Consider the following 25,252-nt stretch of genomic DNA (forward strand, 5'->3'; position numbering starts at 1 on the left):
GAAAAATACGTTGCCATTATGCAAAGCCGCGTGCAGCTTTTACGTAGGATGGGTGCGAAACAATAAGTTTCCGTGCGTATCTGAAACACACGCTGTCGGCGGCGGTTTGCGCCGCTGCGGTGCCGCCTGGCAGGCGGGTTCATCGCAGGCCCGGAGGAAGCGCCTCAGCGTCGCAGGGCGCTAGGCGCCATCATGCGACTGCTCGAATGTACCAGCCGCATCCAGGTCGGGCGACCAATCCCCGGAACCAGCCCCGGGTGTCAGGGCCCGCATGCGCAGCAGCGCACGCACAAAACCGTGGTCCGAGCGGCTGCGGTCGCGCCCTTCATGCAGGTGGTCGTTGAAGTAATCGACGCGGCGCACATCGCCCACGGCATGGCGGCTGCGCGGGTCGAATTCCTCGCTGACCAGAATCTGGTCGAGCACTGCGGGTGCGCCTTGGTGGATGTGGGAATAGGCTACATCTTTTTTCAGCGCTGCATCACCCAGCAGATCGAAGGCATTGAACAGCGCGCGGTCGCGGGCCTTGCGGTCGTAAGCGACCTCGGAGCTGGCGGAGATCATCTGCGTGGTGACGCTGTCGGGCGTGTCGTTGAAGTCGCCCAGCACTACCAAGGGCATGCGCGTGTGGCGCAGCAGGTCGATCACCAGGCAGCGCAGCGCTGTGGCTTCCACGCCGCGCATGACCAGCGAGCGCAAGGAGGCAAGGGCGGCGATCTTGGGGTTGTCGCGGTCTTCGAGCGGATTGCCACTGGCATCGAGTAGAAACTTGGGGCGCTTGGATTTGAGGTGGCAGGTGAGCACCGTGAGGATCTGGCCGCGTTTCATCTGCAAGGTGGCGACAAGTGGCGGGCGCTCAAAGCGGGTGTGGACGCCCAGGCCCGGAATGGGCTGGCCCAGCCCAGCAGGAAAATCGATGAACGAGCGCGTGGCCAGCACCTTCAGCCGCGTAGCCAGCCCCACGCGGGGGGTGCCGCTGGCACCAGCCCGGCCTTCGGTGTTTTCTGCGCCGGGCACCACCGCATAGTGGTAGTGCAGGCCGCTGGCGGCCAGTGCTTCGGTGAAGGCGGCTTCGTCCCATACTTCCTGCACGGCCAGAATGTCTGCATTCAGGGTCTGAAAGCGGCCGCCCAGCCATTGCGTCTTGCGCTCGTACTGCGCCCGCGTGTAGGGCGCCTGGTTGGCGTAGAACTCCCGCTCGGGCAGCGCCAGGTTGAGCACATTGCAGGTGGCGACCGTCAAGGTGTCGGGAGGCAAGGGAAGCGCTGCAGGGTTGGCAGCGGAAGAGGGCATAGAAAAAGGCCGCATGAAACTCGCTTTCGAATGCGGCCTAACCCTAGCGGAATTGGGCGTCCAAATCAACTGCCATCGGCGATGGCGGTAGAAATGCGACGGCCCAGAACGCTGTTTATCGCGATCTATCGCGAGAAGGAGTGGTTGCGGCCGCCCCGGCCTGCACCACCACCGCCGCCGCCGCCATTGCGGTTGCCACCGCCAAAGCCGCCGCGGCGGCCGCGCTCGGCCATGCTGTCCACGCTGGTGCGCATCGGATCGGGCTGGGCCGCGCCGCTGCGGCGATGGTCACGGCCATCGACCGTGCCGCCAAACTGCGTGCCCAGGTGGGCATCAGCGCGTGGCTGGCGTTCGCTGTCCTGGCGCGGGCCGCGACTTGCACCGGGGCCCGCCTGGCGTGGACCTTGCGACGCGCGCTGTGGGCCACGCGCCTCACCCGAGGGGTGGCGTGGGCCTTGGCGGCCGTCGCGGCGTGGTGGGCGCTGCTCGCGGCGTGCCTGGTCCAGGCCTTCGCCGCCAAACTCTGCACCGCCTTCGGCGCGTTCAGCGCGTGGGCCGGGGCTGCGCTTGGCATTGCCGCCGCGCTGGCCGCCGCCTGCATTGCCACCAGGGCCGCGAGCGACCTTGTTGGTGCGCACGCGTTCCATCATTTCCTGGCGGGCAGCCTTGGCCGCTGCCTGCATCACATCACGGCCGGGGGCCTTGCCTGCGCCGCCCCAGATGGTCTGGCGGCCCATGGCGATGGGTTCGGCCTTTTCACCTTCTTCCGGACCAAAGCCTTCGAGCACCTGCACAGGAATGTCCTGCTTGGTGAAGCGCTCGATGTCCATCATGAAGCCTTCTTCATCCATGCACACCAGGCTCACGGCATTGCCTTCGCGGCCAGCGCGGCCGGTGCGGCCGATGCGGTGCACGTAGTCTTCCGAGACATTGGGGATCTCGTAGTTGACCACGTTGGGCAATTCATCAATGTCGATACCGCGTGCTGCAATATCGGTGGCGACCAGCGCGCGCAGATCGCCGGACTTGAAGCCTTCGAGGGCCTGGGTGCGGGCGCTTTGGCTCTTGTTGCCGTGCAGCGCCATGGCCGAGACGCCATTCTTGCTGAGGTATTCGGCCACATTGTTGGCGCCAAACTTGGTGCGGGTGAAGACCAGCACCTGGCTCCAGTTGTTTTCCTGCACGATGTGCAGCAGCACCTGCTTTTTCTTGCCGCGGCCCACAGGGTGGATCACTTGCTTGATGCGCTGCACCGTGGTGTTGCGCGGCGTCACCTGGATGGACTGCGGGTTCTTCAGCAGGCCACTGGCCAGCTCGCGGATTTCATCGCTGAACGTGGCCGAGAACAGCAGGCTTTGCTTGTCCTTGGGCACCATCGCCAGCACTTTTTTCACGTCGTGGATGAAACCCATGTCCAGCATGCGGTCAGCTTCGTCGAGCACCAGGATCTCGACCGTAGACAGGTCCAGAAAGCCTTGCTGCTGCAGATCGAGCAGACGGCCGGGAGTGGCCACCAGCACATCGACGCCCTTTTTGATGCGGTCGATTTGTGGGTTCATGCCCACGCCACCAAAGATGACGGTGGACTTGATGTCCAGGTGCGTGGCGTAGAGGCGCACGTTTTCTTCGACCTGGGCGGCCAGCTCGCGGGTGGGGGCCAGAATCAGTGCGCGGATGGCCTTGTTGCCCCATTTGTTGCGGCTGCCTTCAGATTGGGTCAGGCGCTGGAGCATGGGCAGCGTGAAAGCGGCCGTCTTGCCGGTGCCCGTCTGTGCGCCGGCCAGCAAATCGCAGCCTTGTAGCACGAGCGGGATAGCCTGGGCTTGGATAGGGGTAGGCGTGTCGTAGCCTTGTTCGCGCACAGCCTGCACAATGGCAGGTGCCAGATTCAGTTCTTCAAAGTTCATTGGATCAGATGCGTCCAACCTGGACGCTGGGTATCGGCCTCGTCTAAGCAATTTTTTGGAATAATTGCAGCCAGTCAGGTAGGCAGATGGGTTCAAAGAGGGAGCCCGGAACTGTGTCCATCGTCCCCAGCATTAGCGCTGAAGTCCTAGGCAACTGGAGCCTTTGACTGCGGGTATTGTCGCATGCACCGATAATCCCAGGGTGGCCGCGATCAAAAATCGCATATTTTTTTACTGATTTACCAAAAGAACACATGGCTCAATACGTTTTTTCGATGAACAACGTCACCAAGACGGTTCCTCCGAAGCGACAGATTCTGAAGGGTATTTCTCTGAGCTTTTTCCCGGGCGCCAAGATCGGTGTGCTGGGTCTGAACGGTTCGGGAAAGTCCAGCTTGCTCAAGATCATGGCGGGCGTCGACAAGGAGTTCGAAGGCGAAGCCATCCCGATGGCGGGACTGTCGATTGGCTACCTGCCGCAAGAGCCTCAGCTCAACCCCGAGCACACCGTGCGCCAGGCGGTTGAAGAGGCGATGGCCGAAGTCAACAATGCCAAGGCACGCCTCGAAGAGGTCTATGCCGCCTATGCGGAAGAAGACGCCGACTTCGATGCGCTCGCTGCCGAGCAAGGCCAGCTGGAGGCGGTGATCGCCGCTGCGGGCACCGACTCCGAGCACCAGCTCGAAATCGCGGCCGACGCGCTGCGCCTGCCCGCCTGGGATGCCATCGTCGGCCAACTCTCCGGTGGTGAGAAGCGCCGTGTGGCGCTGTGCAAGCTGCTGTTGTCCAAGCCCGACATGCTGCTGCTTGACGAGCCGACCAACCACTTGGACGCCGAATCGGTGGACTGGCTCGAGCAGTTCCTGCACCGCTTTACCGGCACCGTGGTGGCCATCACCCACGATCGCTACTTCCTGGACAACGCGGCCGAATGGATTCTGGAACTGGACCGAGGCCATGGCATCCCCTACAAGGGCAACTACTCCGACTGGCTGCTGCAAAAGGGCAACCGCCTGGAGCAGGAGCAAAAGGGCGAGGAAGCCCGTGCCAAGGCCCTGAAGAAGGAGCTCGAATGGGTGCGCCAGAACGCCAAGGGCCGCCAGGCCAAGTCCAAGGCCCGTATTGCCCGCTTTGAAGAGCTGAGCGATTACGAATACCAGCAACGTAACGAAACCCAGGAAATCTTCATTCCTGTGGCCGAGCGTCTGGGCAGCCGCGTGATCGAGTTCAAGAATGTCTCCAAGGCGTTTGGTGACCGTCTGCTGATCGACAACCTGAGCATGAACATTCCGGCGGGCGCCATCGTCGGCATCATCGGCCCCAACGGCGCGGGTAAATCCACGCTGTTCAAGCTGATCGCCGGCAAGGAGCAACCCGATTCGGGCGAGGTCGAAATCGGCCAGACGGTGAAGATGGCCTTTGTGGACCAGCACCGCGATGCGTTGGCCAATGAAAAGACCGTGTGGGAGGACATCTCCGGCGGCCTGGACATCATCAACGTGGGCAAGTTCCAGATGGCCTCGCGCGCCTATGCGGGTCGCTTCAACTTCAACGGCCAGGACCAGCAAAAGAAGGTGGGCAACCTCTCCGGTGGTGAGCGCGGTCGCCTGCACCTGGCCAAGACACTGATCCAGGGCGGCAACGTGCTGCTGCTGGACGAGCCCTCGAACGACCTGGACGTGGAAACCCTGCGTGCACTCGAAGACGCCTTGCTGGAATATGCGGGTACAGTATTGGTCATTTCCCACGACCGCTGGTTCCTCGATCGCATTGCGACCCACATTCTGGCGGCGGAAGGGGATAGCCAATGGGTATTTTTTGATGGAAACTATCAAGAATACGAGGCAGATAAGAAGAAGCGGTTGGGAGAAGAAGGGGCAGCGCCCAAGCGGATGCGCTACAAAGCCCTGAAGTAACCCACACCGTACGCCCGTCGCTTTTGCCAAGCGCCGGGCGTTTCAACTGGGAGAGGTGAAGCGTGGAGCAACGGGCCGTATCGGTATTTGACACCTGTCTGGAGCAGGCATTGCATGAGGCCGAGCCTTTGATGGCTGCCATGGGCAATGCGGCTTTGGCGTCTTTGGCTGCGCAGTTGTCGTCTTACAGCAACGCACAAGATCAACAATTGTTGCTGTACGCGCAATCCCAGCTGGCCAGCAAGAAGGCGCAACTGCCGCTCGCGTATGCGCTGCGTCTGCGCCAGGCCGTCTTTGCGATTGCGGAGGGCAAGCGCGAGGACTACCACGCGCAGATGAGCGGCCAGGGCCAGGCCGATGGCTTGCAGGAAGACCGCAACGCGCTGCGCGCCCAGATCGAATGGGGCCGCATGCAGATCAACCTGCTGCAGCAGACCGAGCAAAGCCTGACGGGCCTGGAGCGCGTCTACCGCCCATTGCGCAAGATCACCCGCTACTGGCGCAACGGTAACCCTTTGCACCACACCGTATACCTCGACAGCCTGCAGGCCACGTTGAGCGATGTGGAAATTTCTGCCGACGCAACCGCGCTGTTTCTGCCCGACATGGTGGGCGTCATGGCCGACCACCTGCAGACCAGCTACCAGCGCATCATGACCTTGGCGATGAACAGCTATGCCGAGCTGCTGGCCAAGGCCGAGCTCAAGCGCCGCGCCGCCAAAGACAATACCCGCAGCTTTGTGCAGCGGACCAAGAGCCTGTTCGACATCCCGGCGCATTGCCCCGTGGGCGCCGTCCGGGCCTATAAAACCTTGATCCCGGTGATGGAGCGCATGGCCGCCCAGGACAGCTCGTTCTGGACCGATGCCGACCACCCCGCCCGCGTGCTGGTGCAAACCATTGTCGACAAGGCCACGGTGCTCAAGGAAGAGGGCCGCGCGCTGTCCGATCCGCAGTTCCCGCAGCTGGTGACCGAGACGGTCGAGACGCTGTCGGCCCTGGCCCAGCCCAGTGCGGCAGATTTCGCCCAGGCGCTCAGCCGCTTTGGCGTGCGGCTCAAGCCCCGGCTGTCGTCGGCGCTGCAGGATGTCAATGATTCGGGCTACTCCAGCGGCATGCTGCTGGAGAGCCAGTGGGGCGCGTCGGGCCTCATCAGCATCAGCCCTGAATCCGACTGGGCGCAACTGGCCCAGATGCAGGCAGAGCGCGAGGTGCTGGCGCAGCCCGCACCCAAAGCCGGACATCAGCCCGAGCCTGCGCTACAGCCAGCCCCAGCGCCGCTGGCGGCCAGCGCCGCCACGCCAGGCCCTGGAGCGTCTGCCAACCTGGAGCAGATCGAGGCCGAGGTGATGCTGCGCCTGGCCACCAGCTTGCACAGCTTTGATGTGGACCCGGCGCTGCTGGCAGCCTTGACGGGCGCCTGGCCCAAGGTGCTGCTGCAGGCGGCCGAGCGCTCAGGCCAGGATTCATCGCATTACCGCGCCTACCAAGAGGCGGTGGACGACGTGTTGGCCCTGGCAGGGGCCCATGCCAGTGCCAGCATGCACAGCGATGCAGACATGCTGATCCCCTCGCTTCTCACGCGCCTGAAGGCCGGCCTGACCAGCATCGGCTGGATGCCCGAGCGCATTGCACCGGTGCTCACCGCCGTCGCGCAGATGGCGCCCAGCGCGCTGGTGGAGCTGCAAATGGTGCAGGAAGAGGGGCGCCATGCGGTGCCGGCCGTGGCCGCGCCATTGCCCGCTTCTGCGGGGGCCATTGCGTTGTCGCCTGCGCCAACCCCATCGGCCTGGGCTCAGCTGCCCGAGGCCGTGGACGCCATGGGTGAGGATGAGCCCGCCATCATCGTGACGGGCTCGATGCTCGATGCCCCCAAGCCCGACAGCGTGGGGCTGTGGATTGGCGGCAAGCGCCTGGAGGCCGGGGTCTGGCTGGAGTTCCTGGGCCAAGGTGGTGGCTGGGTGCCCAAGCAGCTGAGCTGGACCAATGCGCGCTCGACCATGTTCCTGTTTGTCGCCAGCGGCGGCGCGAGCCAATCGATCACGCGCCGCATGCTCGAGAAGCTGGCGCAGGAGCGGGCGGTACGGCCGGTTTGAGTGCTGGCGGGCAGAGGTCGCAACTGCCTAGTCGCCAACCGCTCATCGCCTAAAGGGCATCTGGGTTTCAGGCCTTTTGGCCGTGGCACAATCTCCGCTTTCGGGGCACCAAGCCCCAGTGGCATGCAGCCACACCAGGCTGCAGCCACCATCAGCCAATAAGCCAATCGCCTGGATGTGCTCAGCGTCCAGGTGCCAAGGAGACACCATGAGCCCATTCTCGCGCAGCCGCATTGCGGCCGCATGCCTGCCCTCGCGCCGCAACCTGCTGGCTGCCACCTTGCTGGGCGCCGCAGCCCTGCTGCCCCTGGCCTCGCAGGCCGCCGATCCCAAGAAGTACCCCGAGCGCGCCGTGCGTGTCGTGGTGGGCTTTTCTGCTGGCGGCACCACCGATGTGGTCGCGCGCATCATGGCCAAGGAGCTGACGGCCGAGCTGGGCCAGTCGTTTGTCGTGGACAACAAGCCAGGCGCTGGCAGCAATATCGCCACCGAGCAGGTGGCCCGCGCCGAGAACGATGGCTACACCTTGCTGTTTGTTGCGGTCACCAGCGCGATCAACCAGACGCTCTACCCCAAGGTGCGCTTTGACCTGGAAAAGGACTTTGCACCCGTCGCGCTGGGCGCCAAGGTGCCCAATGTGCTGGTGGTGAACCCCAGTGTGCCCGCCAATAACGTCCAAGAGCTGATCGCCTTTGCTAAGGCCAACCCCGACAAGGTCTCCTACGCGTCCTCGGGCAGTGGCACCTCGATCCACATGGCAGGGGAGCTGTTCAAGCTGCGCACGGGCCTCAAGACCCAGCATATTCCCTACAAGGGCAGCTCGCCTGCGCTCACCGACCTGATGGCCGGCCAGGTGCAGTTCATGTTCGACAACATGCCGTCGGCCTGGCCGCATGTGAAGGCGGGCAAGCTCAAGGCGCTGGCCGTGACCACCACCAAGCGCTCGCCCACCGCGCCCGATCTGCCGACGATGGAAGAGAGCGGTATCAAGCCTTTTGATGTCTCGTCCTGGTTTGGTCTGATTGCGCCGGCAGGCACCCCGCCTGAAGTGGTGGCAAAGCTCAATGCCGCGATGAACCGCGCCTTTGACAAGCCCCAGGTCAAGGAAGCCTATGAAAAGCTCGGCGCTGTGGCCGAGAAGAACACGCCCGAGCAGTTTGGCGCCTTCATCAAGTCCGAAGTGGCGGCTTGGGCACCGGTGGTCAAGTCCTCGGGCGCGACGGTGGACTGAGGCGCGCCCCTTTCCCATCCGCACAGGCAGCTTCGGCTGCCTTTTTTCTGGCCTGCGCTGGCCTGGGCGACGCCAGCAGGCGGTGGCCTGCGTTAAAGTTCCCAACTGGCACATCCTGACTGATCTTCCTCCTCTGATGCAATCCTCCCCCGTCCATGCGATGACCCCCGGCCTGATGGTGATACACAGCAACCATCCGGAGGCTTTGCGGGACCTGGTCGTGGCCTGGATGCAGCGCTACCCACTCCGCCCCCTGGAGAGCGAGACGATTCTGGTGCAAAGCAATGGCATTGCGCAGTGGCTCAAGCTGTCGATGGCCCAGCCGGTGGCAGAGGGCGGCTGCGGTATTACCGCGGCTGTCGATGTGCAGCTGCCTGCGCAGTTTCTGTGGCAGGCCTACCGGGCGGTGCTGGGCAAGCACGAGGTGCCCGAGATATCGCCTTTGGACAAGCAGCCGCTCACCTGGCGGCTGATGCGCCTCTTGCCCGATCTGCTGGCCCAGCCCGCGTTTGCCGCGCTGCAGCGCTTTTTGGCCGAGGACCATGACCAGCGCCGGCGCTACCAACTGGCCGAGCGCATTGCCGATCTGTTTGACCAGTACCAGGTCTACCGCGCCGACTGGCTGCGCGACTGGGCCGAGGGCCGGGACCAGCTGCGCAGCGCACGCGGCGATATCCAGCCGCTCGATGAAGAGCAGCGTTGGCAGGCGCAGCTATGGCGCGCGCTGCTGGACGATGTGGGCGCCGCCGGAATGGAGACCAGCCGCGCCGCCGTGCACCAGCGCTTTGTGCAGTACCTGCAGTCGCCGCAAGCGCTGCAATCGCCGCAGGCGCATGTCCCCCGCCTGCCGCGCCGCGTGGTGGTGTTTGGCATCTCGTCGATGCCGGCGCAGACCTTGCAGGCGCTCGCTGCCATCTCGCGCAGCTGCCAGGTGCTGCTGTGCGTGCACAACCCCTGCCGCCACCACTGGTCGGACATCGTCGCCGACAAGGATTTGCTGCGCCACCAGTACCGGCGCCAACAGCGCAAGGGCAGCATGCACGGGCTTATCCACGACGACGACCTGCACCAGCATGCCCATCCGCTGCTGGCCGCCTGGGGCAAGCAGGGGCGCGACTACATCCACCTGATTGACGAGTTCGACCAGCCGGACCAGTACGCGTCGCTGCTGGGGCCCGTCAATGGCGGGCGCATTGACCTGTTTGGTGAGGCCGAGCCCAGCCATATGCTGGCCCAGTTGCAGGACGACATCCTGGACCTGCGGCCGCTGGCCGAAAGCCGCGCGCTGTGGCCGGCGGTGGACCCGGCGCAGGACGCCTCCATCCGCTTTCAGACCGCGCACAGCCCGCAGCGCGAGGTGGAGGTGCTGCACGACCAGCTGCTCGCCCGCCTGGGCGCCGATCCTAGCCTGCGGCCGCGCGACATCATCGTCATGGTGCCCGATATCCAGGTCTATGCGCCGCATATCGATGCGGTGTTTGGCCGCATCGCCCGCAGCGATGCGCGTTACATCCCCTATTCGCTGGCCGACCAGAGCCAGCGCGGGCGCGAGCCCATGCTGGTGGCGTTGGAGCATGTGCTCGCGATGCCCGAGAGCCGCTTTGCGGTGAGCGAAGTGCTCGATCTGCTCGCTGTCGATGCCCTGCGCCAGCGCTTTGGCATTGACCCGGATGACCTCGCGTTGCTGCACCGCTGGATCGAGGGCGCCGGTGTGCGCTGGGGTCTGGATGCCGCCCAGCGCGCCCGCATTGGTCTGGCGCAGGCGGGAGAGACCAACAGCTGGCGCTTTGGCCTGCGCCGCATGATGCTGGGCTTTGCGGTAGGCCGTGGCGAGGCGCTCGGAGACATCCAGCCCTACGACGAGATTGGTGGCCTCGATGCTGCCGCGCTGGGCGGCCTGGCCGCTTTGCTGCGCGCATTGGAGCAGGCCTGCGATCTGCTGGCCGAGGACCTGCCGCCCAGCACCTGGGTGGAGCGCGCCCGCGAGGTGCTGGTCTTGCTGTTTGACCCCCAGCAAGAACATGAAAAACTGCTGCAGATGCAACTCATCCAAGGCCTGGAGCGCTGGCTGGGCCAGTGCGAAGCGGCAGCGTTTGACGAGGCCTTGCCGCTGTCGGTGGCGCGCGAGGCCTGGCTGGCCGGCATGGATGCCAGCAGCCTGAACCAGCGCTTTATGGCGGGATCAGTGAGCTTTTGCAGCCTGATGCCCATGCGCGCCATTCCGTTTCGGATGGTCTGCCTCTTGGGCATGAATGACGGCGCCTACCCGCGCCCGGTATCGGTGCTGGATTTTGACCTGATGCGCCAGCAGTACCGGCCCGGCGACCGCTCGCGCCGCGATGATGACCGCTACTTGCTGCTGGAGGCGGTGCTGTCCGCCCGCGAGCAGCTCTATATCAGCTGGGTGGGGCGCAGCATCCGCGACAGCACTGCCCGGCCGCCTTCGGTGCTGATCGGTCAGCTGCGTGACCATCTGGCCCAGGGCTGGCAACTGGCGGGCACCCCCGCAGCACTGTCTGGCCCTGCCGCTGGCGAGGCGCTGCTGAGCGCGCTCACGCAAGAGCACCCGCTGCAGCCTTTCAGCCCACGTTACTTCGCGCAGCCGCCCTCGCATGCGGGCAGCGATGGCCTCTACACCTATGCACAGGAATGGCATGGTGTGCACGGCGATGGCCTGCAGACCGAGGCGGCCGAAGACGCGCTGGAGGCCTTGCCCGAGATGGGGCTGGAGGCCGCGCTGAACCTGCGCCAACTGCAGGACTTTGCACAAAAGCCGGTGGCTGCTTTCTTTCGCCAGCGCCTGCGTGTGTATTTTGAGGACGAGGACCTAACCGGCCAGGACGAGGAAATGTTTGCCCCCGATGGCCTGCAGGCCTGGGCCTTGCAAGCGAGCTTGCTGAGCGCCTTGGAGCCCTGGGTGCGCGACAACCCCCAGGCGGCGGCCGATGCGCCCCGCCTGCGCGCGCAGCTCGATGCCGCTGCCCAGCGTTTGCGGCTGGAGGGGCGCCTGCCGCTGCGCGCCTTTGCCGATTGCGCGCTGGAGCCCGCTTGCGATGCCGCCCAGCGTGCGCTGCAGGTCTATGCGGCGGCACTGCGCTACTGGCCGCAGGCGAGCAGCGCAGCACTGGAGCTGCGCTACAGCGATGGCGCAGAGGGCCCGGCCGTGGCCGACTGGTTGCGCGGCCTGCGCTGGGCCGATGCAGCCGGCCAGCAGCAAGCCGCCAAGATCAGCCTGTCTGCCGGCCGCTTGCATGCCGGCGAGCAGCTGCGCTATGACCGCCTGGTGCGCGCCTGGGTCGAGCACCTGGCCTGGCACAACGCGGGCCAGGCGCTGACGACGGTGGTTTGTACCGAATCGGGCATTGCGGTGTTTCCCTCGCTGGCCGCTGGCGCTGCGCAAGCGGCCTGGCGCCAGTTGCTGGCGCTGTGGCAGCAAGGCATGCGCGCGCCCTTGCCGGCCGCTGTGCGTACCTCCATCGCCAGCCTGGCGCCCACGGCATCTGCCGGCCAGCTCGCGGCGCTCTATGACGACAGCTACCGGGGCACCGGTGAGCTGCAGCGCTCGGCCGAGCTGGCCCGGGTGTTTCCGGATTTTGATGCGCTGCTGGCCGCTGGTTTGCTGGATGTGGCCCAGCAGCTCTATGGCGACATGCTGAACCACGTGCAATTGGTCAATGGCCAGCATCCGCAGGCGCTGGCGCGCTTTGCGGAGGGTGATGCGGGCGACGCGGGTGATGGGGAGGGGCCGCAATGAGCGCGATGCCAAGCGATACCACTCTGCCACTCGAGCCGCTGCGCTTTCCGCTGTGGGGCAGTCGCTTGATCGAGGCCAGTGCCGGCACCGGAAAAACCTATACGATCGCCGCGCTCTACCTGCGTCTGGTGCTGCAGCATGGCGGCGAGCAGGCCTTTGGCCGGCCGCTGGCGCCGCCCGATATTCTGGTGGTGACCTTCACCGATGCGGCGACGCAAGAGCTGCGCGACCGCATTCGCCAGCGCCTGTCAGAAGCCGCCCAGCTGTTTGCGCAGAACCCGCAAGAGCCGGATAGCGAAGCGGCAGTGGACCCCTTGCTGCTGGCGCTGCGCGCCGACTACCCCGCCAGCCGCTGGCCCGCCTGCGCCCGTTTGCTGCACGAGGCCGCGAACTGGATGGACGAGGCGGCGGTCTCCACCATCCACAGCTGGTGCTACCGCATGCTGCGTGAGCATGCGTTTGACAGCGGCAGCCTGTTCCAGCAGAGCCTCATCACCGACCAGAGCGAGCTCCTGACCCAGGTGGTGCAGGACTACTGGCGCCGCCAGTTCTATGATCTGCCCGCCAGCTCACTGCGCAGCTTGCTCCAGGTGGTGGCCACGCCGCAGGCCTTGCAAGAGGCCATCCAGCCCATGCTCAGCCGCCAGGATGCCGACTGGCGCTACGACGGCGCGGCACTGGCGCCTGCCGACCAGGTCGATCTGGCCGCATTGCTGGCCCAGGCCAGCGAGGCAGCCGCACGCCACACCGCGCTGGAGAACAGCGCACGCCTGCTGTGGCAGCAGCACCGGGCCGAGCTGGAGCAGCTGCTCATCGCGCTGCTGCCGGGTCTCAACGGCACGACCTATCCCAAAAAGGACGAGCCGGGCGTGTTCGAGGCCTGGCTCGCCGCCATGGCGGCCTGGAGCGATGGCGAGCCGGCCCCCGCCAAGATTCGAGCCTTCAGCCAATCGGGTATCAAGGCCAAAAAAGGCGTGACCGTGCCCGCGCATGCGGCCTTTGCCGCCATCGATGCCTGGCTGGAGGCCGTAGTGCAAGACGCAGAGTCCGCCACGCCACTCAAACCGCTGCTGCTGCGCCATGCGATTGCCCATGTGCAGCGCGCGCTGGAGGCGGAAAAGCAGCGCCGCGCCGAGCTGGGCTTTGACGACCTGCTGCAGCGCCTCGATAGCGCCTTGCATGCGCCTGGCGGTGAGGCGCTGGCGCAGCGCATCCGCAGCCAGTTTCCGGTGGCGATGATCGACGAGTTCCAGGATACGGACCCGCTGCAGTACCGCATTTTTGAGTGCATCTACCGCATCGCTGACAACGACCCCGCGCAGGGCCTGTTCATGATTGGCGACCCCAAGCAGGCCATTTACGCGTTTCGCGGTGCCGATATCTACACCTACCTGCGCGCCCGCGCTGCCACCCAAGGGCGCCATTACTCGCTGGGCACCAACTACCGCTCCACCCAGGCGGTGGTGCAGGCCATCAACCACTGCTTTGTGCATGCCGAGGGCCATCCCCGCGCGGCCTTTCGCTTCCGGCAGGACGCGCAGCACAATCCCCTGCCCTTTGTGGCCGTCGATGCAAACGGCCGGCGTGACGCACTCTTTTTGCAGGGCGAGGCTACGCCGGCGATGACCTTGTGGACCCTGGATGCCGGCACGCCAGCGCTGGCCGATGCCGCCGACGAGCAGGGCGATGCCGCAGCCACTGGCAAGAGCGCGCGCACCGGCGTGGCCGAATCGGCCTACCGCCAGCGCATGGCGCAGTCGGCAGCCAGCCAGATCACCACCTGGCTCAATGCCGCCCGGGCGGGCCAAGCCGGTTTTGGCCCATCTGCGGATGCGCTGGCCCGGCCGCTGCGCCCAGCCGATATCGCCATCCTGGTGCGGGGCCGCGCCGAGGCAGAGCTGGTGCGCAATGCGCTCAAGGACCGGGGGCTGGCCAGTATCTACCTGTCGGACCGCGACTCGGTGTTCCAGACCGCTGAGGCCGCCGACATGCTGCGCTGGCTGCGCGCCGTCAATGCGCCGGGCCATGACGGCCTGCTGCGCGTGGCGCTGGCCACCGCGTCGATGGACTGGTCCTGGCAGGACCTGGAGCGGCTCAACCACGATGAGCAGCATTGGGAGCAACTGGCGCTGCGCACCCGCGTGTTGCAGCAGCTGTGGCAGAAAAAGGGTGTGTTGCCGATGCTGCGCCAGTGGCTGCTCGATTTTGACCTGCCCGCGCGCTGGCTGGCCCAGCCGGGCGGCGAGCGGCGCCTGACCAATGTGCTGCACTTGGCCGAATGGCTGCAGCGCGCATCGACCGAGGTGGAGGGCGCGCAGGCGCTGATCCGCCGCCTGGCCGAGCAGATGGACAGCCCCGAGGGCGAGGAAGAAATCCTGCGCCTGGAAAGCGATGCCGATCTGATCAAGGTGGTCACCATCCACAAGTCCAAGGGGCTGGAGTACCCGCTGGTGCTGCTGCCCTTCATCAGCAGCTGGCGCGATTTTGATGGCAAGAGCCGGGGCTATGCGCAGTACCACGATGCCGCATCGGGCGGCCTGGTGGTGGAGCTGAACAACAAGCACCAGGACGCCGTCAGCGCCAATAACGACGAGCGCCTGAGCGAAGACATGCGCCTGCTCTATGTGGCGCTGACCCGCGCCCAGTACGCACTGTGGCTGGGCGTGGCGCCGCTGGCCAAGGGCATGAGCCGCGCGGGCAGCCTGGAGAAAAGCGCCGTCGGCTACCTGCTGGCCGGCGGGCAAAAATTGCCTGACCTAGAACTGCATGCCTATCTGCAGGACTTTGCCAGCGGCTGTCCGCAGATGGCCGTGCAGCCGGTGCCCGAGGTCAGCCTGCAGCGCTACCAACCTGAGCGCCCGCCCGCCGCCTTTGCGGCGCGCCAAACGCGCCGGCAGGCCGATGAGCACTGGTGGATCGCCAGCTTCTCGGCGCTGACCGAGCGGCTGGGCTATGCCGCCCCTTCGCCGAGCCTCTGGATCGAAGACGCGCTGACAGCCGCTGAACCCGAAACGGCGCAGCAGGACCAGTACCTGGAGCCGCAAGAGCCGGCACCCGATGCGGCCACGCCCGGCCAGCCGCAGCCCGGTAGCCTGCATGCGTTTCCCAAGGGGCCGGATGCCGGCAACTTTCTGCACGGCCTGCTGGAATGGTGCGCGCAAGAGGGTTTTGCCACGGTGCTCAGCAGGCCTGCAGCATTGGATGGCATCATCGCCTACCGCTGCCAGGTACGCGGCTGGGCCGATTGGGCCGAGCCGCTGCAAGGCTTTGTGCGGCAATGGCTACAAACGCCGCTGCGGCTGCAGGGCGCGCCCACCGACAGGCAGGTCGACACGCCGGTCGACAGCCCGGTCGCACTGCAATCGCTGGGCGACTACCAGGTCGAGATGGAGTTCTGGCTGTCGATCCACCGGGCCTCGACCGGCCAGCTCGATGCGCTGGTGCAGCAGCATGTGCTGCCCGGCCATCCCCGGCCCGCGCTGCTGGCCAACCAGCTGCACGGCATGCTCAAGGGCTATATGGACCTGGTGTTCGAGCAGGGCGGCCGCTACTATGTGATGGACTACAAATCCAACTGGCTCGGTGCGGACAGTGCGGCCTACACGGCAGAAGCCATGGCCGCTGCCGTGCTGCAGCACCGCTATGACCTGCAGTATGTTCTGTACACCTACGCGCTGCACCGCCTGCTGCAGCAGCGCCTGCCCGGCTATGACTACGAGCGCGATGTGGGCGGCGTGCAGTATTGGTTTTTGCGGGGCGTCGGTGCGGACCACCAGGGCCTCTACCATGACAAGCCCCCGCGTGCACTGATGGATGCGCTCGATGCGCTATTTGCGCAATGATGATGAATGCAATGACGAGACAATCCCAGGACGGCTTGGCCCAGGAGGGCCAGCCCACCCAGCAATCGACTGCCCGCACGCTGAGCGTGCCCGACGGCGCCACCGCCAGCCTGCTGCACACGGTAGAGCGCTGGACGGCACATGGCTGGCTGCGCAGCCTCGACCAGGCGCTGGTGCTGTTTCTGCACGAACTCGATCCCTTGGCATCGCCACTGGTGCTGCTGGCAGCCGCCCTGGCCAGCCACCAGCTCGGCCGGGGCCATGTCTGTCTGGATCTGCAGGCCACGTTGGACAACAGCCGTTTTGCGCTGTCGCTGCCGCCCGATACCGTGGCGCAGGGCAGCGGCGCCACCGAGCCCACGCCCTTGCCGCTGCCCAGCGAGCTGCTGGCCCAGGTCAACCTGCTGCAGTGGCAATCGGCCTTGCAGGCGAGCGCACTGGTGGCCGCACCTGGCAAACCCAGCCAGGGCGGCACGCCGCTGGTGCTGCAAGGCGATCGCCTCTATCTGCGCCGCTACTGGCAGTACGAGCAGGATGTGGCGCAGGCGATTGGGCAGCGCATCACCGCCAGCCAGCATCTGCGCCAGGGCCGCAGCGCCGCGCAAGATGCAATCCTGCGCCAGGCGCTGGACCAGCTGTTTCCACCGGCGGGCAACCAGGCTACCGATGCGCCCGACTGGCAAAAAATGGCCTGCGCCTTGGCGGCCTCCAGCGCTTTTTCCATCATCACCGGCGGCCCCGGCACCGGCAAGACTACCACCGTGGTCAAGCTGCTGGCGCTGCTGCAGAGCATGGCGCTGCAGCAGAACGGCCGGCCGCTGCGCATCTGCCTGGCTGCGCCCACCGGCAAGGCGGCAGCGCGCCTGTCCGAATCAATCGTGCAGGCCTTGCAGCGCCTGGGGGATGCGCAGCTGCCAGCAGTGCCGCCGGCGCCGGGTAGTGGCGAGGTGCGTAGCTTGAAACCGCTGATCCCGTCCGACGCCCAAACCCTGCACCGGTTGCTGGGTAGCCGGCCCGACAGCCGGCATTTTCGCCATGATGCCCAGCACCCGCTGGCGCTCGATGTGCTGGTGGTCGATGAGGCCTCGATGGTCGATCTGGAGATGATGGCAGCCTTGCTGTCGGCCTTGCCTGCGCAGGCCAGGCTGGTGCTGCTGGGCGACAAGGACCAGCTCGCATCGGTGGAAGCCGGCGCGGTGCTGGGAGAGCTGTGTGCCCAGTCCGAGCGGGGCCTGTATTGGCACGAAACGGCGCAGTGGCTGCAGCAGGTCACCGGCCAGCAGGTGCCCGCGGAGCTGCAGGATATGGCGGGCAAGCCGCTGGACCAGGCGGTGGCCATGCTGCGGGTCAGCCACCGCTTTCATGCCGACAGCGGCATCGGCCGGCTAGCCGGCGTCGTCAATACCGGGCGGCGCAAGGCGATCAAGCCGCTGCTGAAGGCAGGCTACCCCGATCTGGCCGCCTATGCGGTGCCGGATCTGACGCATTCGTCGCTGGCCCAGCTGGTGCTGGATGGCGGTGGCAAACGCTTTGTCGACAGTGCCGCCAAGCGCGACGCGGGGCCGGTGGGCTACGGCCACTACCTGCAGGTGCTGCGCGAGATGCCGGCTAACCCCAGCCCGGAGGCCTTGAACCAATGGGCGCTGCGCCTGTTGAAAGCGCATGGCGAGTTCCAGGTGCTGTGCGCGCTGCGCAGCGGCCCCTGGGGCGTCGAAGGGCTCAATGAGCGCATTGCCCAGCTGCTGGCCCACCGCGAGCTGATTGCGCAAAGCAGCGGCTGGTATGCGGGCCGCCCGGTGCTGGTGACCCGCAATGACTACAGCCTCAAGCTGATGAATGGCGATATCGGCATCACGGTGCAGATGCCGGCGGGCCAGGCGCTTGACGCTGGCGGGGCCAGTGGCGCCGCGGTAGCGCAGGGCGCGCTGCGCGTGGTGTTTGCGACCAGCGAGGGCCTGCGCTGGGTGCTGCCCAGCCGGCTGCAGGCGGTTGAGACGGTGTATGCGATGACCATCCACAAATCACAGGGCTCGGAGTTCAACCATGCGGCCGTCGTATTGCCGCCCAGCCTGTCGCCGATCATGACCCGCGAGCTGGTCTACACCGGCATAACCCGGGCCAAGCGCTGGCTGACGGTCGTGGCTGGCGGCAGCAGCAATTTCTCGGTGTTGGAAGAGGCGACAGAGCGCCAGGTCAGGCGCTCGAGCGGATTGCGACAAGGCGAGTTGTAGCCGTCGGTGCCAGAGCTTGGGGGGCGTTGTCGAGGTCGCAGGCCGGTGCAGCAGGGCAGGGCCGTTTTGAGCAAGGACCGTCGCAGCGGTTGCGGTGGGGAGTGCCCATCGGCTGCGCGGGTTTCATCGAAAAAATGCGTGGCTGTGCGAAAAGATCGTTGGCTGGCCAAAACGACCCTGGAGCTGAACGGGCCCCAAGAGTCGCCCCACGATGAAACAATCACCGTTGCGAGGGCGCTGGGCATGTGTGCATGCACAAGGCCCCTGACAGCGGCGATGGGCGAATAATAACATTGAATGAGAATAATTATCAATACTGGTATTGATATATGCTTCTGGTTTGCTGGATTTGTGTAAGTTTTTGTTTTTGGTTGATTTTTCTTGACCTTTCCCCTGGAAATGGGGATGCAGCGTTTAGGAAAATTTGGTAACTTCGCAATATCGATAAAAAATATTGCGGGAGTTCCAACCATGTCCGGTTCCAGTTACAGCTTCAAATCCACAGCGCTTGCGATGCTGGCGCTCACGGCCTCGGCCTGGGCGCAGGCTGCCTGCTACACGGTCTATGACAGCAAGAACGAGGTGGTGTATCGCAGTGCTGAGCCCCCAGTGGACATGTCCAAGCCGCTGCACCAGACGGCAAGCGAGCTGCCCAGCGGCAGCCGTGTTGTCTTTACGCCCAACCATGCCGTATGCGTCACCGAGGTGCATGCACTGCCAGGCGGCAAGAAGCTCACCTCGAGCAGCGCCAACATGGTCACTGACCAGCTGAGCCTGGGCAGCATGATCACGGCGCAGTAAATAGGCAGCGGTGGCGGCACACCGTGGCGTCCATGCATGGCAGGCAGCTCGCAGGCTGCCTTTTTTGCGTCTGCCTGCGCCAAATTGCCAGAGGTTGGCCGCAGGCCATTGCCCAGCCTGCGAAAATACCGGGATGAGCCAAGCGCAGACCCCACAGAATATTCCCGAATCCCCCGATGCCGCCGAAGCGGCGCAGTTCCCCGCAGATGCGTTGAAGATCGTGTCCATGGACATGGACGCCCAGGGCGTGGCGCGCCGTGCCGATGGCAAGGTCGTCTTTGTCGATGGCGCGCTGCCTACCGAATGGGTGAGTGCCAAGACCCGGCGCAAGAAAAACAACTGGGAGCAGGCCGATCTGCTGCAGATCCACCGCGAGTCGTCGCAGCGCGTGCGGCCCGGCTGTCCCAACTTTGGCCTGCATGCCGGCGCCTGCGGCGGCTGCAAGATGCAGCATCTGCATGTGGGCGCGCAAATTGCCACCAAGCAGCGCGTGCTCGAAGACAACCTCTGGCACCTGGGCAAGGTGGTGGCCGAGACGGTGATGCGCCCCATCGAGGGCCCCAGCTGGGGTTACCGCTTTCGCTCGCGCCTGTCGGTGCGCTATGTCGCCAAGAAGGGCAAGGTGCTGGTCGGCTTCCATGAGCGCAAGAGCCGCTACATCGCCGACATGGAAACCTGCAAGATCTTGCCGCCCCATGTTGACGCCTTGCTGATGCCGATGCGCGCGCTGATCGGCAGCCTCGATGCCCGCGAGACCTGCCCGCAGATCGAGGTGGCCTGTGGCGACCAGGTCACCGCCTTGGTGCTGCGCCACCTGGAGCCTTTGAGCGAGGCCGATCTGCAGCGCCTGCGCGATTTCGCTGCAGCCCACAATGTGCAATGGTGGCTGCAGCCCAAGGGGCCGGACACCGTGCACCTGATGGATGGCATCGGCGAGCAGCTGTCCTATGCGCTGCCCGATTTCGGCATCACGATGCCGTTCAAGCCCACCGACTTCACCCAGGTCAACCCCCACATCAACCAGGTGCTGGTGACGCGCTCGCTGCGCCTGCTGGATGCCAAGAAGACCGAGCGCGTGATCGACTGGTTCTGCGGCCTGGGCAACTTCACGTTGCCGATCGGCACGATGGCCGGCGAGGTGCTGGGCATCGAGGGCTCCGAGACCCTGGTGCAGCGCTCGCACGAGAACTATGCCGCCAACAATGCGACGCGCCCCGAAGGCAGCGCGCTGGCGCCCACGCGCTTTGTGGCGCGCAATCTGTTCGAGATGACGCCCGAGATGCTGATTGCCGACGGCCAGGCCGACAAGTGGCTGGTCGACCCTCCGCGTGAAGGCGCGTTTGCGCTGTCCAAGGCGCTGGCCGACATCCACAAGGCGCGCCACCAAGTGCCTGATACCGCGCCGCTGCCTGACAGCGCCAAGGGCTGGACACCGCCCCAGCGCATCGTCTATGTGAGCTGCAACCCCGCGACGCTGGCGCGCGATGCCGGGCTGCTGGTGCACCAGGCCGGCTACCGCTGTGTGGCCGCAGGCGTGGTCAACATGTTCCCGCATACCGCCCACGTCGAGAGCATGGCCGTGTTCGAATGGGATGGCCATGCGCCGTCGGTCAAGACCGAGGCAGATGCGACCGACGTGGATACGGGCGCCGTGGATACGGCCGATGCTGGCGAGCCGAGCGCTGCGCCAGAAAACGCAGCAGCCTGATGACGACAGGGTATTACCCCCGTTTTAGGCACAAATGCTGTGATGCCTGTGCTTGATTAGGGCGGTGAAATACCGTTAAGCTGGCAGGCTGAACAACCGGGTTTCCCGAATATTTTCCAAGGAGTTACCATGAAAACCAAAGCAGTGCTGGAGTTGGCCGATGTCAAGGCGGTGTTGAATGCGGCCGAGGCCGAAGCGGTCAAGAACCAATGGATCGTCAGCATTGCGGTGGTGGACGACGGCGGCAACCTGCTGGGCATGATCCGCCGCGATGGCGCAGCTCCCGTGTCCGCCCACATCTGCGTGGCCAAGGCCCGCACCTCGGCGCTGGGCCGCCGCGAGAGCAAGGGTTTTGAGGACATGATCAATGGTGGCCGCACCGCTTTCCTGAGCGCTCCGCTGATCGACGGCATGCTCGAAGGCGGCGTGCCGATCATCAAGGATGGTGAATGCCTGGGCGCCGTGGGCGTCAGCGGTGTCAAGGCACCTGAAGATGCACAGATCGCCAAGGCGGGTATTGCAGCCCTGGGGCTGTAAGGCATAGCCCTTGCGCCTTGCCAAGGTGCGAAGGGCTCCGGCCCATCAACGACGAAGCGGCCACTGGCCGCTTTTTCGCGTCTGAATGTGTAGCTGGGGCGTCAAACCAGCGCAGGTGCGGGCGCCTGCAGAAAGTGCGTGGTGGGCTCCGCACTGCCATCGTCGAGCATCAGCACCCGCTCGGGCCAGCGCAGGGCGGCGAGCTTGAAGTCCTGCTCGGGTGGCTGGCCCGCGAGCCGGGCCGTCCAGCGCGCGCCCACGGAGAAGTCCACGCAAAAGACATTGCCGCGCAGGCCATGCCAGGCATGCGGGTTGATGTCGGCGAACAAATCCTGGTCGCCCTTGCCCAGCACCGAGCGGTCGAGCTCATGGATGCGGCGCCAGTAGTGGCCGACGATGACCGGTGTGTTGTCGGTATAGGTATCCCACCAGGCAACACGCTCGACAAAGCGCCATTTGCCGCCGGCATAGAAGGGCTCGCTGCCGCGGCGCTCCACACCGCAGCTGAGCACCTTCAAGGGGTTGTACTGGGATTTGTTCAGCTCGCTGTCGGCATGCGCGGGCATGAACGGGGGGCAATGGGCGCCATCTTCCAGGTGGTAGGGCCAGGCCTGGTTTTCGGCCTTCAGCCGGGCTGGAATGCCCAAGGTCTTGGCGTGCAGGTAGGCTTCTTGCTCCAGGCGGTCATAGTCCTGGGCGACATGGCCGGGCCGCAGTGCGCGGGCCTGGTTGATCTTGTCGTCGATCCAGGCGGCATGAACGATGCGCAGGTCCGCGCGCTCCAGAGCCAGCGGCAGCTGGCGCAAAAACGGCAGCATTTCTTCATCAAAAGCCTGGTCCGCGCGCACATAGGGCGCGTACTTGCGATTGTCAGCCTCGATGCGCTCGTCAAAGTACCAGCCCGAGCCGTCCTTGGCATCTTCGCGCAGCAGGTTGATTTCATGGTTGCCGAGCACCGCGCAGGCATGGCCGTTGTCTACCCAGCGGCGCACCAGCGCCAGTACGCCGGGGCTGTCCGGGCCCCGGTCGCAGAAATCGCCGACAAAGACCAGCGTGCGGCCTGCCGGGTGGCCACCATCTTCGTCATAGCCCAGATGCCGAACCAGCGACTCCAGTGCCTGGCGCTCGCCGTGCACATCGCCGATCACATCCAACGGGCCGGCGGGCAACGCTTGTACCAGGCTCATCGTCACAGTGTTCCGTCTTGTTGCAGCGCCCGGTGCTTGGGGCCCGGCGCGCCGCAGATTGCTATTCGATGAAATCCATTTTGCATGAATTTGCTGCGCCGCACCAGCGTGGTGCCATCGGTGAGCGCGTCTCTCAGGCGGGCTGGCGCTGGTAGCAGACAAACGCAAAGGGCAGGCCATTGCTGCTGGTGTGGCGCTCCCGCGAGACCTCCTGCCACTGGCTGCCGAGCACCGGCGCATGGGCATCGCCGTCAAAATCCTGGTCGATCTCGGTCACCCAGACTTCGTCGGCCAGGGCCAGCGACTGGGCATAGATCTGCGCCCCGCCAATCACCCAGACGGGCTGGCCCAGCGCCTGGGCCGTGGCCAGTGCCTGCTCCAGATCGGCGGCGACGTGGACACGTTCACTGGCCGGGCTGGGCTGCCAGCCGCTCTGACGCGTGACGACCACATTGTCACGGCCCGGCAGCGGGCGAAAGCGCGGCGGCAGGGAATCCCAGGTCTTGCGGCCCATGACGACGGTCCCCCCAGCGGTCTTTTGCTTGAAAAAGGCCATGTCCTCGGGCAGGTGCCAGGGCAGCTGGTTGTCGCGGCCAATCACGCCATTGCGGGCGCGGGCAAAGATCAGATGGATGCGGGCTGGGGTCATGGCGTGCGGGCCACCCAACGCGCAATGGCGCGCCGGCAGGCCTGGTAGAGGGGGTGTTCGATCGCGTGGTAATACAGGGCCGACAGCGCGACCAGGACTGCCAGCACCAGCAGCAAGCTGAGCGAGCGGTGGGGAATGTCGAGCGCCAACGACGTGGTGGCGCGTTGCACGACCTGGAAGAGCAGCAGGTGCAGCAAATAGATCGCAAAGGAATAGTCCCCGAGCCTGGCGAGCAGCTGCCATGCCCGGTGCTGGGGCGTTGGCAGCAGCAAAGCTGCCCCTACCAGTGCGGTGGCGGCAGCCCCCACCAGCAGCGCGCGGTCCGCCCAGTGGAAAAAACCGACGATGCCAGGTGCGTACAAGGTGGCGCTGTGGCTGTAGTACACCGCTGTGGCGCCCAGCAGCGCGCTGGCCAGCAGCCAGGCGTACCAGCGCTGCTGCGGGTGGCGCTGCAGAAAGCGGTACATGAAGTAGCCGGCAAAGAACTCCAGCACCAGCGGCGCCGCATAGAACCAGACGAGTGGCGTGGCTTGCGAAAACATATCCGGGCGGTAGCGACCCGTAGCGGCGTAATACAGCACCAGCGCAACGATGACCATGGCCCATCCCGCCAGCGCGCGGTCACGCCAGAGCTTGGGCAGCAGCAAACTGGCGCCGATGACGAGATAGAAATATAGCTCGTAGACCAGGGTCCAGATCACCGCATTGATATGCAGGCTGAAATTGGCCGGATAGAGCAGCGCCGACGACAGCAGGTTCACATCCGGCGGCATGGCGCCCAGCGCTTGCAAGCCCACCACATAGAGCAGCATCGCCGGCCACCAGCCGGTGTAGATGCGGGCAAAGCGGGTGGCGACAAACTGGGCGGAAGGACGCAGGCCGGTGGGCGTGTTGCTGGTGGCCAGCGCCATGATGACGCCGCTGATGACAAAGAAGATGTCGACACCGACAAAGCCGCCCTCGGCAATGGCGCGCAGCCAGCCAGGAAGCTCGGGGAAGAAGCTGTAGGTCCGCGCATGGTAGAGCGCCACCCACAGGGCGGCAGCAAAACGCAGAATCTGGATGGACTGGATCATGGCACGGGGGTGGGCGCAGGCGGTCAATGCCGGGCAAGCGCTGCAGCGGGCGCTGGGATGCGCATCCGCTGGCAGTGCTTGTCACTTGCGTGCCGTCAGGGGCGGTGTCCGCTCAGCGGAACAGCACGCCCGCTTCGTCCGGGTGCCAGGCAGGGTATTTTTCCATCACCTGCTCGAACAGCGCCGAGTCGGTCAGACGCAGCAGCCAGGCTTGCAGATGGGGCCAGGGGTGATTCTGCCATGCCGCCTCATCGATGCCGGCAAACTGGCGCACAAAGGGGCGGATGGCCATGTCGGCCAGGCTCGGGTCGCGGCCAAACAGGTAGCCGGTCGCCGCCAGCTGCTGGTTGAGCGCACCCAAAAAGGCCTGGGCGGTGGCCGCTGCGGCAGCGGCGTCTGCTTGCGGGTAGCGGCTGGGGTATTTGCAGCGGTCCAGTGCGGGTTTGAATTCGCTGTCATGGCGGGCGATCAGCGCCTGCATCTCGCCCAGGCTACCGGCAGTGGGGCTGAGCCACTGGTCGGGGTCATTCTGGCGCAGCGCCCAGAGCATGATCTCCAGGCTCTCTTCGAGCACCGTGCCGTCGGCGAGCACCAGCACTGGCACGGTGGCCTTGGGCGATGCATCCAGCAGCGCCTGGGGCTTGTCCTTGAGGACGACCTCGCGCAGCTGGCAGGCAATGCCGGCATAGGCCAGCGCCAGGCGGGCCCGCATCGCATAGGGGCAGCGGCGGAACGAGTACAGCACCGGCAGGCCTTGCAAGGCCTGCTGCTGCGCGGCGATCTTTTGCTGGCGCGATTGCTGCGAGCTGGCCTGGGTGTGGCCCAGATGGGTGTCACCGCGCTCCTGCGCCAGGTCCATCTGCCGCTGGCGCTCGGCCAGCGACTGCAGTTGCTCAGGCGTGCGGCTGCCGTGGCAGTAGGGGCAGCTGACGCCGCGCACATAGTGGGCATGGGCCAGCTCGGCCGCGCCCAGCGGCATGCGGCAGCTGCGGCACAGCTGGTGGGTGCCGCGCACCAGGCCGTG

General features: G+C 65.5%; 15 protein-coding genes. 9 read left to right on the forward strand and 6 right to left on the reverse strand.

Going from position 1 to position 25,252, the window contains the following annotated elements; translation table 11 throughout:
• Positions 1-180: 180 nt before the first annotated feature.
• On the reverse strand, positions 181-1,293 hold the full coding sequence (locus N4T19_RS03645; RefSeq protein WP_260719495.1) for an endonuclease/exonuclease/phosphatase family protein: 1,113 nt from the start codon (positions 1,291-1,293) through the stop codon (positions 181-183).
• Between the two features lie 125 nt (positions 1,294-1,418).
• Positions 1,419-3,200: a DEAD/DEAH box helicase gene (locus N4T19_RS03650; RefSeq protein ID WP_182341092.1), complete on the reverse strand. Its 1,782-nt coding sequence runs from the start codon at positions 3,198-3,200 to the stop codon at positions 1,419-1,421.
• Between the two features lie 254 nt (positions 3,201-3,454).
• Between N4T19_RS03650 and ettA the strand changes: the two genes are divergently transcribed.
• The 9 genes from ettA to N4T19_RS03695 all read left to right on the forward strand — a co-directional run bounded on the left by ettA (position 3,455) and on the right by N4T19_RS03695 (position 21,316).
• Positions 3,455-5,116 (forward strand): energy-dependent translational throttle protein EttA, encoded by a 1,662-nt coding sequence (gene ettA, locus N4T19_RS03655; RefSeq protein WP_027010548.1) that lies wholly within the window; start codon positions 3,455-3,457, stop codon positions 5,114-5,116.
• 62 nt (positions 5,117-5,178) lie between these two features.
• On the forward strand, positions 5,179-7,212 hold the full coding sequence (locus N4T19_RS03660; RefSeq protein WP_260719496.1) for a DUF1631 domain-containing protein: 2,034 nt from the start codon (positions 5,179-5,181) through the stop codon (positions 7,210-7,212).
• 208 nt (positions 7,213-7,420) lie between these two features.
• Positions 7,421-8,443 (forward strand): tripartite tricarboxylate transporter substrate binding protein, encoded by a 1,023-nt coding sequence (locus N4T19_RS03665; protein WP_260719497.1) that lies wholly within the window; start codon positions 7,421-7,423, stop codon positions 8,441-8,443.
• Positions 8,444-8,579: 136 nt separating this feature from the next.
• A complete protein-coding gene (recC, locus tag N4T19_RS03670) occupies positions 8,580-12,197 on the forward strand; it encodes an exodeoxyribonuclease V subunit gamma (protein WP_260719498.1) in 3,618 nt (1,205 codons plus the stop codon).
• Positions 12,194-16,039, forward strand: coding sequence for an exodeoxyribonuclease V subunit beta (gene recB / locus N4T19_RS03675; protein ID WP_260719499.1), 3,846 nt, complete (start codon positions 12,194-12,196; stop codon positions 16,037-16,039). Before recC ends, recB begins: the two co-directional genes overlap by 4 nt.
• Before the next feature lie 11 nt (positions 16,040-16,050).
• On the forward strand, positions 16,051-18,270 hold the full coding sequence (recD, locus tag N4T19_RS03680) for an exodeoxyribonuclease V subunit alpha (RefSeq protein WP_260719500.1): 2,220 nt from the start codon (positions 16,051-16,053) through the stop codon (positions 18,268-18,270).
• A gap of 471 nt (positions 18,271-18,741) precedes the next feature.
• A complete protein-coding gene (locus N4T19_RS03685; RefSeq protein ID WP_182341100.1) occupies positions 18,742-19,071 on the forward strand; it encodes a hypothetical protein in 330 nt (109 codons plus the stop codon).
• Positions 19,072-19,204: 133 nt separating this feature from the next.
• Positions 19,205-20,779, forward strand: coding sequence for a 23S rRNA (uracil(1939)-C(5))-methyltransferase RlmD (gene rlmD / locus N4T19_RS03690; protein ID WP_260719501.1), 1,575 nt, complete (start codon positions 19,205-19,207; stop codon positions 20,777-20,779).
• Positions 20,780-20,908: 129 nt separating this feature from the next.
• Positions 20,909-21,316 carry a GlcG/HbpS family heme-binding protein gene (locus N4T19_RS03695; protein WP_116925544.1) on the forward strand — a complete coding sequence of 136 codons (408 nt, stop codon included), beginning with the start codon at positions 20,909-20,911 and terminating at the stop codon, positions 21,314-21,316.
• Between the two features lie 101 nt (positions 21,317-21,417).
• Here the strand turns inward: N4T19_RS03695 and N4T19_RS03700 are convergent, their stop codons facing one another.
• The 4 genes from N4T19_RS03700 to N4T19_RS03715 form a co-directional block, all read right to left on the reverse strand.
• Positions 21,418-22,503, reverse strand: coding sequence for a metallophosphoesterase (locus tag N4T19_RS03700; RefSeq protein ID WP_260719502.1), 1,086 nt, complete (start codon positions 22,501-22,503; stop codon positions 21,418-21,420).
• A 133-nt stretch (positions 22,504-22,636) separates the two neighbouring features.
• The gene (locus N4T19_RS03705; protein WP_116925546.1) at positions 22,637-23,152 is read right to left on the reverse strand and encodes a dihydrofolate reductase; all 516 of its coding nucleotides are present in this window, start codon (positions 23,150-23,152) and stop codon (positions 22,637-22,639) included.
• Entirely contained in the window at positions 23,149-24,228 is a 1,080-nt protein-coding gene (locus N4T19_RS03710; protein ID WP_182341106.1) for an acyltransferase family protein, read from the reverse strand. Before N4T19_RS03710 ends, N4T19_RS03705 begins: the two co-directional genes overlap by 4 nt.
• 112 nt (positions 24,229-24,340) lie before the next feature.
• Positions 24,341-24,988 (reverse strand): glutathione S-transferase, encoded by a 648-nt coding sequence (locus N4T19_RS03715; RefSeq protein WP_255343168.1) that lies wholly within the window; start codon positions 24,986-24,988, stop codon positions 24,341-24,343.
• Positions 24,989-25,252: the final 264 nt, after the last annotated feature.

Source organism: Comamonas squillarum, assembly GCF_025309455.1.
Classification (GTDB): domain Bacteria; phylum Pseudomonadota; class Gammaproteobacteria; order Burkholderiales; family Burkholderiaceae_C; genus Comamonas; species Comamonas squillarum.

What these genes read in the sequence shown, in the direction of transcription:
- N4T19_RS03645 (WP_260719495.1), bottom strand. Translation starts at nt 1,293, where the DNA reads ATGCCCTCTTCCGCTGCCAACCCTGCAGCGCTTCCCTTGCCTCCCGAC.
- N4T19_RS03650 (WP_182341092.1), bottom strand. Translation starts at nt 3,200, where the DNA reads ATGAACTTTGAAGAACTGAATCTGGCACCTGCCATTGTGCAGGCTGTG.
- ettA (WP_027010548.1), top strand. Translation starts at nt 3,455, where the DNA reads ATGGCTCAATACGTTTTTTCGATGAACAACGTCACCAAGACGGTTCCT.
- N4T19_RS03665 (WP_260719497.1), top strand. Translation starts at nt 7,421, where the DNA reads ATGAGCCCATTCTCGCGCAGCCGCATTGCGGCCGCATGCCTGCCCTCG.
- recC (WP_260719498.1), top strand. Translation starts at nt 8,580, where the DNA reads ATGCAATCCTCCCCCGTCCATGCGATGACCCCCGGCCTGATGGTGATA.
- recB (WP_260719499.1), top strand. Translation starts at nt 12,194, where the DNA reads ATGAGCGCGATGCCAAGCGATACCACTCTGCCACTCGAGCCGCTGCGC.
- recD (WP_260719500.1), top strand. Translation starts at nt 16,051, where the DNA reads ATGACGAGACAATCCCAGGACGGCTTGGCCCAGGAGGGCCAGCCCACC.
- N4T19_RS03685 (WP_182341100.1), top strand. Translation starts at nt 18,742, where the DNA reads ATGTCCGGTTCCAGTTACAGCTTCAAATCCACAGCGCTTGCGATGCTG.
- rlmD (WP_260719501.1), top strand. Translation starts at nt 19,205, where the DNA reads ATGAGCCAAGCGCAGACCCCACAGAATATTCCCGAATCCCCCGATGCC.
- N4T19_RS03695 (WP_116925544.1), top strand. Translation starts at nt 20,909, where the DNA reads ATGAAAACCAAAGCAGTGCTGGAGTTGGCCGATGTCAAGGCGGTGTTG.
- N4T19_RS03700 (WP_260719502.1), bottom strand. Translation starts at nt 22,503, where the DNA reads ATGAGCCTGGTACAAGCGTTGCCCGCCGGCCCGTTGGATGTGATCGGC.
- N4T19_RS03705 (WP_116925546.1), bottom strand. Translation starts at nt 23,152, where the DNA reads ATGACCCCAGCCCGCATCCATCTGATCTTTGCCCGCGCCCGCAATGGC.
- N4T19_RS03710 (WP_182341106.1), bottom strand. Translation starts at nt 24,228, where the DNA reads ATGATCCAGTCCATCCAGATTCTGCGTTTTGCTGCCGCCCTGTGGGTG.